The sequence below is a fragment of the Streptomyces sp. NPDC048411 genome (genome assembly GCF_040704695.1).
Classification (GTDB): domain Bacteria; phylum Actinomycetota; class Actinomycetes; order Streptomycetales; family Streptomycetaceae; genus Streptomyces.
Genome location: NZ_JBEZKL010000203.1, coordinates 1 through 9,026, shown reverse-complemented (window position 1 = coordinate 9,026; position 9,026 = coordinate 1). Strand labels below are relative to the sequence as shown.

The following is a 9,026-nucleotide window of genomic DNA, read 5'->3' as shown; positions in this document are numbered from 1 at the left end:
CAACGCATCCGCATCATCCTGCGTCGGACACGCCACCCGCACGATCTGACAGCCAGACGCCGTCAACTCCGCGATCTGCTGCAACGTCGCACCGACGTCCGACGTACGGGTCGTGGTCATCGACTGCACCGACACCGGCGCATCCCCACCGACCGCCACCGACCCGACCTGGATGCGCCGCGAGGGGCGGCGCATCGCGAGCGGCCGGGCCGGCAGCTCGGGGAGACCCAGTTCGACTGGTTCTCCAGCGGTCATGACGTCACCGGTTCCCGGAGACGGTTTCCCGCGCGGCGCGCAGGGATTCCTTCAGCGACCCCATGGTGGCGAGGACCGCGGTCGGCTCGTAGCCGCAGTGCGCCATGCAGTTGGCGCAGCGCGGGTCCTTGCCGCGGCCGTACTTGTCCCAGTCGGTCTCCTCGATGAGTTCCCGGTACGTCGGGACGTACCCGTCGCTCATCAGATAGCACGGTCGCTGCCAGCCGAAGAGCGAGTAGTTGGGGATCGCCCAGGCCGTGCACGGGAAGTCCGCCTTGCCCTCCAGGAAGTCCAGGAAGAGCGGCGAGTGGTTCAGCCGCCAGCGGGCCCGGTTGCCGCCCGCGAAGGACTTCTTGAAGAGCTCGCGGGTCTGCTCGACGCCGAGGAAATGCTCCTGGTCGGGCGCCTTCTCGTATGCGTAGGCGGGCGAGATCATCATCTCGTCGACCTTGAGATCGTCATTGAGGTAGTTGAGGACCTCGATGATGGTCTGCGGGGTGTCGGTGTTGAAGAACGTGGAGTTCGTGGTGACCCGGAAGCCGCGCCGCTTGGCCTCCTTGATCGCCGCCACCGCCTCGTCGAACACGCCTTCCTTGGCGACCGATTCGTCGTGCCGCTCGCGCAGGCCGTCGATGTGCACGGCGAAGGCGAAATACGGTGAGGGGGTGAATTTCTCGATCTTCTTGCGGAGCAGCACCGCGTTGGTGCAGAGGAAGACGTACTTCCTCCGTGCGACCAGTTGCCGCACGATTTCGTCGATCTGAGGGTGCATCAGAGGTTCGCCCCCCGCGATGGAAACCATCGGGGCACCCGATTCCAGCACCGCGCCGACGGCCTGGGCCACCGGCATACGCTGCTTGAGGACTCCGGCCGGATGCTGGATCTTTCCGCAGCCCTCGCACGCCAGATTGCAGGCGAACAAAGGCTCCAGCTCGACAATCAGCGGGAACTTTTCCCGCTTGCGGAGCTTTTGTTCAATGAGGTACGTCGCAACCTTGATGGTCTGACGGAGCGGCATGGCCATCTAGCTCACCTCCTGGGGAGCAGCAAAGATCGGTGCCATTCATAGAAAGCCGGCAGGACGGCACGAAGAACACGGAAGGCTGATATTCCCCCGCGTACTGTGCCGATGCGGACGAGCTCATGCTCCGGGGCGTCCACGACCACCCGTACAGCCGCAACCGGGCGCGGCCCGGTGCGCAGGGCGGTGCGAAGAGTGGCGGCGGACTCCATGTCCACCGCGATTGCCCCGGTGGCCCGCAACTCGGCCCGCTCATGTCCGCGTACGACATGGCCGGAACCGATGAGCGGACCGGTGTGGACGGTGCGGCCCGGCACCGCCCTGGCAAGGGCCTCGGCGAGCAGACCCGCGCCGGTACAGGCCGTCGAGTCCCCGGTGTCCCGGGTCTCGTCGGCGACCACCAGGTCCCCGGGGTGCATGTCGGGTGCGAGCCCGGCACAGAACCCTGAGGCGATGACCGCGGAGCCGTGCGCCCTGTCCTGGGCCAGCGCGCGTTCCACGGCCGTCTCGGCGGCTTTCGGACCCATGCCCGTACGGAGCACGGTCACCGGGCCCGGGGCGTCGCCGGCCTTTCCTCTGCCGCTGCGCAGGGCGAGTTGCTCGATACCGAGCGCGCAGGCGATCAGCAGAGGCACTGCGAAGCCGGGCGGTCCCGGGGCATCGCCCATCAGGCCCCCTCGCGGGTGGCCCTGCGGGCGGCGAACGGGTCACCGTACACGTACCGCCCGAGCGCGGTGAGAGGGAAGACCTGGCGGTAGAGGTGGTAGTTGATGGAGAAGTCCCAGGGGAACCCGGTGCCGGTGAAGTACGGCTCGTCCCAGGACCCGTCGGCCTGCTGGTTCTCGGTCAGCCAGGCGATGCCGCGGGCCACCGCCGTGCTGTCCCGCCGGTCGGCGGCGAGGAGGGCGAGGAGGGCCCACGCGGTCTGGGAGGCGGTGGACGATCCGTGCCCGATCCACTTCTCCTCCCGGTACGAGCGCAGGTCCTCGCCCCAGCCGCCGTCGTCGTTCTGCACGGACTCCAGCCAGCCGACCGCCCGGCGGATCGCCGAATGGGCGGTGGGCAGCCCCGCGGCGATCAGGGCGGGCACCACCGACCCTGTTCCGTAGACGTAGTTGACGCCCCAGCGGCCGAACCAGGCACCACTCGTCTCCTGTTCGGCGAGCAGCCACTCGACGCCACGCCGGGCGGCCGGGTGGCCGGACCGCCCCTCCATGGCGAGCATCTCCACCACGTGTCCGGTGACATCGGCGGACGGCGGGTCGATGACCTCTCCGAAGTCGCAGAACGGCAGCCGGTTGGGGAACGGGCTGGTGTTGTCGGCATCGAATGCGCCCCAGGCACCGTTGCGGGACTGCATGCCGAGGTTCCAACGCACCCCGCGTTCGATGGCGGCCTCGATACTGGCCGGGTTGGGGTGCCGGACCCGGCGCAGCGCGAGGACCACCTCGGCGGTGTCGTCGATGTCCGGGTAGTTGTCGTTGTGGAACTCGAACGCCCATCCGCCCGGGTCCAGTTGAGGTCGACGCACGGACCAGTCGCCGGGCCTGACGATCTCCTCGCCGAGCATCCAGTCCGCCGCTTTCACGAGCGCGGGATGGTCGGGGCTGACTCCGGCATCGGCGAGCGCGATGGTGGCGAGGCAGGTGTCCCAGACCGGTGACTGGCAGGCCTCGATCATGCGGGCGCCGTCCTCGCGCCAGACGGCGAACCGGTTCAGCGAATCCAGGCCGGCCCGCATCACCGGGTGGTCGAGGTCGTAGCCGAGGAGGTGCAGGGCGATGACGGAGTACACGGCGGGCGGCTGGATGCCGCCCCAGCAGCCGTCGTTCTCCTGACGTTCGATGATCCAGCGGGCCGCCGCGTTCATGGCGATCCGGCGCAGCCGGCGTGGGGCCACCTTGTGGTAGACGTGCAACGCTTTGTCGAGGCGCTGGAAGACGCCGTCCCAGCTGGCCGCCGGGGCGGGGCGCTTGGGCGGGTTCGGGACGAGCGGGTCGGTGTGCAGTTCGTCGAGGACGAAGGGCGCGGGCCGCACCGGCCGCTTCGCCGAGACGACGGTCAGCGGCACAATGGTCTGCCGGGCCCAGCAGCCGAAGTCGTAGATGTTGAGCGGGAGCCACTTCGGAAAGAACATCAGCTCCGGTGGGAGCTCCGGCAGGTCGTCCCACTTCCACCAGCCGAAGAGGGCCAGCCAGATGCGGGTGAAGACGCGGCTCTCCGCGATGCCGCCCTGCTCCCGGATCCATCCGGAGGCGCGAGCCATGTGAGGCTCGTCCGGCCGGTCTCCGGCCAGCCGCAGCGCGACGTAGGCCTCAATGGTGGCGGAGAGGTCTCCCGGGCCGCCGTAGAAGGTGGCCCAGGTGCCGTCGACGAGCTGCTCGCCGCGGATGAAAAGTCCGGCCGCCTCGACGGTGGCCGGGTCCTGAATGCCGAGGAACTGACGGAGCAGCAGGTCCTCGGCGTCCATCGTGACGTTGGTGGCGAGGTCGCCCTTCCACCAGCCCTGGGCGTCCTGCCTGCCGAGGAGATGCTCCGCCGAGCGTTCCGCGGCCCGCCGCGCGGCGGCGAGCACGTCGATTGCGGCGGTGGTTGATTCGGTCGGTTCGCTGGCCGAGGCTGCGCGGGGGTTCACAGCCCCGGTGCTTCCGTCGGTCGTCGCTGTCATGGCTTCCCCTTCGTGCAGTTGGTCCTCTGCTGTGCTGGGGTCTCCGTCGGCCGGCGCCCGGTACGGGCACCGGCCGGCGACTGCGAGTCATATGCGGATGATGATCATCTCTTTCGTACGACGACGAAGTCCGCGAGCGCCGTGAGCTGCGCCCGCACGGTTTCCGGCATGGCGACAGCGTGCAGCGCCTCGATGGCGACCGCATGCTGCCGACGGGCCTCCTGGGCGGTCCACTCCCGGCCGCCCGCCTCCTCGATGAGGGCCGCCCGGGCGGCGAACTCCTCCTCGGAGAAACTGTCGAAGTCGCTGCTCTTGGCATCCGCGGCGAGCAGTTCGCCGAGGCGCTCCGAGGCCGGTCCACCCGCAGCGAGCGCGGCGACGACCGGCAGGGACTTCTTGCGCTGACGCAGATCGCTCCAGGTCTGCTTGCCGGTGGACTCCGGGTCGCCCCAGATACCGAGCAGATCGTCGACGGCCTGGAAGGCGAGGCCGAGGTGGTAGCCGTAGGCCTCCAGAGTGTCGGCGGTACGGTCGTCGGCGCCGCCGAGCACCGCGCCGATGGACACGGCGCAGGCAAGCAGGGCACCCGTCTTGTTGCCCTCCATCTCCAGGCATTCCTCGACGGTGACCCGCTCGCGGTGCTCGTAGGAGATGTCCTGGGCCTGCCCGTCGATGAGCTTGCGGCTGGCGGTGGTCAACCGGCGGGCCGCGCGGCCCGCCTCGACCGTGCCGAGCTCCAGCAGGATCTCGTTGGCCAGCGCGAAGAGCGCGTCGCCGACCAGGATCGCCTGGGCGGGGCCGTGTACCTTCCACACGGTGTCGCGGTGGCGGCGCTGCTCGTCACCGTCCATCAGGTCGTCGTGCAGCAGCGAGAAGTTGTGCACGAGTTCGACGGCGACGGCGCCGGGGATACCGGCCTCGGCGGCGGCGCCGGCCGCCTCCGCGGACAGCAGGGCGAGCGCGGGGCGGACAGCCTTGCCGCCGTCGCCGTCGGCGGGGTGGCCCTGAGCGTCGATCCAGCCGAAGTGGTAGGCGGCGACGGTGTCCATGGGCGGTGCGAGCCGGTCAACGGCGGCCCGGAGCACCGGAGCGGACATGGCCCGTCCGCGCTCCAGAAGCGCGTTGACGTCCGCGGTGTCTGCCACGGTGTCGAAAGCCGGATTCGCCGGGGTCACTGACTCTCCTCTTGTTCCGGTGGTACTGCTCATGCCGCCTCCTGCAGCGGATGTTCATGGGTGCGGCCGAGCGAGGAGAGCGCGGCGCCTGCGGCGCTGAACCCGCTGCGGACAGCGCCCTCCATCGTCGCGGGCCAGCCCGTGGCCGTCCATGCTCCGGCCAGATGGAGGCCGGGCATACGAGTGCGGGTTCCGGGGCGCAGCCGACCGACGCCGGGGGCGGGCGCGAAGGTCGCGGTCCGCTCCCGGGTGACGAAGAAGTCCCTGATGCCGGCTCCACGGGCGGCGGGGAGCAGCCGCTCCAGTTCGGGCAGGTAGCGGCTGCGCAATTCGGCGACGGGCAGGTCGATCTCGTCGTCGGCCGCGGACTGGGAGATCGCGAGGTATTGCCCGGGCCCGGTGAGCCCGGAGGCGTCCGTGCGGTCGAAGACCCACTGGACCGGGGAGCCGAGTGCGGCGAAGAACGGGCGGCGCAGCACCTTGCGGTCGTAGACGACGTGCACATTGAGGATCGGCGAGGTGCCGATGTCGAGCAGCCTGTCCGGCGCGTCGAGTGCGCCCTCGGGCAGCAGGCCGTGGGTCTCGCGCTGCGGGACGGCGAGGACGACGGTGTCCGCCTCGATCCGTTCGGCGCCCGTGTCGACGATCCAGCGTCCGTCGTCGGTACGGGAGAGGCTGTCGGCCTTGGTGCGCAGCTCGGTCCGTACACCTGCGGAGTCGAGCGCCTTGCGGGCCAGCGTGTCGTGGACCTCGCCGAGCGGTACGCTCGCCCAGCCGATGTCGGCGGCGCCGGGCTCGGAGAGAAGTCCGGTCTTGAAGACCTTCGCGGCGAGGGCCAGCGAGGAGTTCGGTGCGGTGGCGTTGAGCGTGGCGACGCCGACCAGGTCCCAGAGGGCCTCGATGGTGCGCGGGGACTGTCCGTGCCGGGCCAGCCAGCTTCCGAAGTCGATGGTGTCGAGCGCCGGGTCGTCCGGGTCGAGGCGGCCGAGTGCCAGCGCCGCGCGCCCGACGGACGCCCGTTCGGCGAGCGAGAGGTGCGGATAGCCGGCGAGTCCGGCGGCGAGGTGGAACGGGACGGGAAGCGCATTGCGGCGCAGCCGTCCGAGCCGGGGCCCCGAGGGGCGTCCGACGTCGAGAACGGGCACGTCCAAACGGTTTTGCAGGGGTGCCAGACGGGCACCGTCGACCCGGTCCAGGAACCAGCGGTAGGCGGTGCAGCAGCGCAGATAGACGTGCTGTCCGTTGTCGACCGTCAGTTCGCCGCGACGGAAGGAGAAGGCGAGTCCGCCGAGCCGGGGCCGTCCTTCGAGCAGGGTCACGTCAAGCCCAGTGTCGGCGAGACGGAGGGCCGCGGTGATGCCGGCGAGTCCGCCGCCGATCACGACGGCGCGGGAGGAGCGCAGGGCCTCGTCGGTCATGCGTCCCTCCTCCGCTTCTGCCGGGTCGAACCGGCCGGGCTGGTCATGTCGGTCAGGCACGTTGTTTCAGTCAGGGACGCGTCATCCCGTCGGAGGGTTGCCCGCCGAAGAGACCGCTTGTCCGTGTTGCACATGTTGCGCGAGTTGTCCGCGATACGCATCAGACACGCCCCCGGGCCGTCCGGCGCGAAATGTACCGCGCGTCCAGACCCGACAGGCCCCGCACCGCGACGTACGCCTTCTCGTGGCCCGGCAGCGAGACCCGGCCGCGCAGCACCGCCTCGGGGTCGCGCTCAATACGGTCGAGCAGCCGCCGGTAGATACCGGCCATGGCGGCGACGCAGGCGCCGCTGCGCCGGTCCAGCATCGGCAGCAGTCGGTAGCCCTCGGCGAAGAGGGCGCGGGCGCGCCGGACCTCGAAGTGGACCAAGCCCGCGAAGTCGGAGCCCGGCGGCGGTGTGGCCCGGTGGAAACCGGCGGAACAGCCGAACTTGGCGAGGTCGTCGGACGGCAGATACGTACGCCCGTTGCCCGCGTCCTCGCGGACGTCGCGGAGGATGTTGGTGAGCTGCAGGGCGAGGCCGAGCGTGTCGGCGTACTCCGCGGCCCGGTCCGCGCCGGGCGCACCCGGTTGCGTCCCGAAGACCCCCAGGCTGAGCCGCCCGATGGCTCCGGCGACACACCGGCAGTAGACCTTGAGGTCGTCCCATGTCTCGTACGTCGCGCCGCGCACGTCCATCAGCACGCCGTCGATCAGCTCGTCGAGCCCACCGAGCGGCAGCGGAAACCGGCGTGCGGCGTCGGCGAGCGCGACAGCCACCGGGTCGGTGTCGTCCTCGTCGACCGCGCCGTCCCGGATCCGGTCCAGGAGTGTGCGGGTGCCCTCCAGCCGGGTCCGCTTGGTCTCCCGGTCCAGCCCTCCGTCGCCGATATCGTCGACCCGGCGGGAGAAGGCGTACAACGCCGACATGGCCTGCCGTTTCTCGGCAGGCAGCAGCCTGATTCCGTACGCGAAGTTACGTGCCTGCTGTCCGGTGACGGCCTCGCAGTAACTGTATGCGGCCTGTACCGGCGCCGACATGCACGTCGTCTGTCCCTCCACGGTCCGGCTCACCCCTCTCTCCGCACTCTTCGCAAGACAACTCCCACCTCGCGCAGCAGGCTGGGCTTGGCGGGCTTGGGCGGTCCGGGCAGTACGTCGAACCCGGCGGCCGCGATCGCGGTGAGGGCGGCACGCCCCCCTCCCACAAATCCGGCGAGAAGCAGCTTGAGCCTGCCGTGGACGCTACCCACCAGGGGGGTGCCTTCATTCAGCAGGTTCCGGGCGCGTTCTGCTTCGTATGCAACCAGTGCGCGCACCGATGCGCCCCCGGAGGGGGTTGCCAGGTCGGCCTCGGTGACATGGAACCGGGCCATGTCCTCGGCCGGCAGATAGATCCGGTCGCGGCCGAGGTCCTCGGTGACGTCCTGGAGGTGCTCGACGATCTGCAGGGCGGTGCAGACGGCGTCGGAGCGGCGGATCCGCTCGGGGCTCGCGGTCCCCGTGATCTGGAGGACCAGCCGGCCGACGGGATTGGCGGAGAGCTCGCAGTAGGCGAGCAACTCCTCGTACGTCCCGTACCGCCGGACCTTCTGGTCCTGCCGGTTCGCCTCGATGAGCCCGAGGAACGGTTCGGGGGTGAGCGAGCAGCGCCGCACGGTGGGGCGCAGTGCACGGAGCAGAGGGTGGCGCGGGCCGTCGCCCGCGGGGTCGAAGACGCGGTGCAGATCGGCCTCGAAGGCGTCGAGCATCGCGAGCCGGTCATCGGTCTGCGCCGGTTCGAGTCCGAGGTGGCGGGCGTCGGCACCGCCGGGGGCGAGGTCGCCATCGCCGATGTCGTCGACGAGGCGGGCGTATCCGTAGACAGCCATCAGATCGTTACGCCACGCGCGCGGCAGAAAGAACGGGGCCACAGGGAAGTTCTCGTCCGCGGCCTTGTCGAGCGTGGCGGGTACGGCGGCGTCATGGCGCGCCTGCCGGGCACGAGTCACCACGGACCGCCCGGCGCGGGGACGGCATATGCGCCTCGGAGCTGGAGATTTTCCGTCATTGCCGTCACATCTCCCGTTCTACACTGCCGACCCAAAACATCCCATTCCGGACACGCCGCCCGCTCTCCCGAGTGCGGTGGACCGTCTAGGGTCGGTACTCCCAGGCGGTATCGCCCCACTTGCCACGAATCAGCACCGGTACAGCTTACGTTGTACAACCTTCAGCCATACGCCCGGGTGCAGTGCACACTGCAGCAACGCTGTCCTTCCCATCAACCTTCCCCGTGCGCAAGGAAATTGACGTCATCCGGCGGGAGGAGATCGCCCCTGGCGTGGCGCAGAGCCCGGTGCACGCCCGCCGGGCGCAGTGGAGGCAATGACGATGGCTCTGCGCGCCGGCTGATCCGTCCGCGGCCCTCGTTGCGCACCGCCGATTCATCCGAATGGGTGACGAAACG

Annotated in this window: 9 protein-coding genes; all 9 read right to left on the bottom strand. The window is 70.0% G+C overall.

Annotated elements, in window-relative coordinates:
* Positions 1-255, bottom strand: a 255-nt coding sequence (locus AB0915_RS36585; protein ID WP_366695346.1) for a flavodoxin-dependent (E)-4-hydroxy-3-methylbut-2-enyl-diphosphate synthase, incomplete at its 3' end; no start/stop codon positions are given.
* A 4-nt stretch (positions 256-259) separates the two neighbouring features.
* A complete protein-coding gene (gene hpnH, locus AB0915_RS36580) occupies positions 260-1,279 on the bottom strand; it encodes an adenosyl-hopene transferase HpnH (RefSeq protein ID WP_366695344.1) in 1,020 nt (339 codons plus the stop codon).
* A 5-nt stretch (positions 1,280-1,284) separates the two neighbouring features.
* Positions 1,285-1,944: a 1-hydroxy-2-methyl-2-butenyl 4-diphosphate reductase gene (locus tag AB0915_RS36575; protein ID WP_366695342.1), complete on the bottom strand. Its 660-nt coding sequence runs from the start codon at positions 1,942-1,944 to the stop codon at positions 1,285-1,287.
* The gene (gene shc, locus AB0915_RS36570) at positions 1,944-3,944 is read right to left on the bottom strand and encodes a squalene--hopene cyclase (protein WP_366695340.1); all 2,001 of its coding nucleotides are present in this window, start codon (positions 3,942-3,944) and stop codon (positions 1,944-1,946) included. The genes AB0915_RS36575 and shc overlap by 1 nt, the downstream gene beginning before the upstream one ends.
* Before the next feature lie 104 nt (positions 3,945-4,048).
* Positions 4,049-5,152, bottom strand: a complete 1,104-nt coding sequence (locus AB0915_RS36565) for a polyprenyl synthetase family protein (RefSeq protein WP_366695338.1) — start codon at positions 5,150-5,152, stop codon at positions 4,049-4,051.
* A complete protein-coding gene (hpnE, locus tag AB0915_RS36560; protein WP_366695336.1) occupies positions 5,149-6,537 on the bottom strand; it encodes a hydroxysqualene dehydroxylase HpnE in 1,389 nt (462 codons plus the stop codon). The genes AB0915_RS36565 and hpnE overlap by 4 nt, the downstream gene beginning before the upstream one ends.
* Before the next feature lie 160 nt (positions 6,538-6,697).
* Positions 6,698-7,618, bottom strand: coding sequence for a presqualene diphosphate synthase HpnD (gene hpnD, locus AB0915_RS36555; RefSeq protein WP_366695334.1), 921 nt, complete (start codon positions 7,616-7,618; stop codon positions 6,698-6,700).
* Between the two features lie 29 nt (positions 7,619-7,647).
* A complete protein-coding gene (gene hpnC, locus AB0915_RS36550) occupies positions 7,648-8,568 on the bottom strand; it encodes a squalene synthase HpnC (RefSeq protein ID WP_366695348.1) in 921 nt (306 codons plus the stop codon).
* Between the two features lie 272 nt (positions 8,569-8,840).
* On the bottom strand, positions 8,841-9,026 hold a 186-nt coding region (locus tag AB0915_RS36545; protein WP_366695332.1), incomplete at its 5' end, for a hypothetical protein.

What these genes read in the sequence shown, in the direction of transcription:
- hpnH (WP_366695344.1), bottom strand. Translation starts at nt 1,279, where the DNA reads ATGGCCATGCCGCTCCGTCAGACCATCAAGGTTGCGACGTACCTCATT.
- AB0915_RS36575 (WP_366695342.1), bottom strand. Translation starts at nt 1,944, where the DNA reads ATGGGCGATGCCCCGGGACCGCCCGGCTTCGCAGTGCCTCTGCTGATC.
- shc (WP_366695340.1), bottom strand. Translation starts at nt 3,944, where the DNA reads ATGACAGCGACGACCGACGGAAGCACCGGGGCTGTGAACCCCCGCGCA.
- AB0915_RS36565 (WP_366695338.1), bottom strand. Translation starts at nt 5,152, where the DNA reads ATGAGCAGTACCACCGGAACAAGAGGAGAGTCAGTGACCCCGGCGAAT.
- hpnE (WP_366695336.1), bottom strand. Translation starts at nt 6,537, where the DNA reads ATGACCGACGAGGCCCTGCGCTCCTCCCGCGCCGTCGTGATCGGCGGC.
- hpnD (WP_366695334.1), bottom strand. Translation starts at nt 7,618, where the DNA reads ATGTCGGCGCCGGTACAGGCCGCATACAGTTACTGCGAGGCCGTCACC.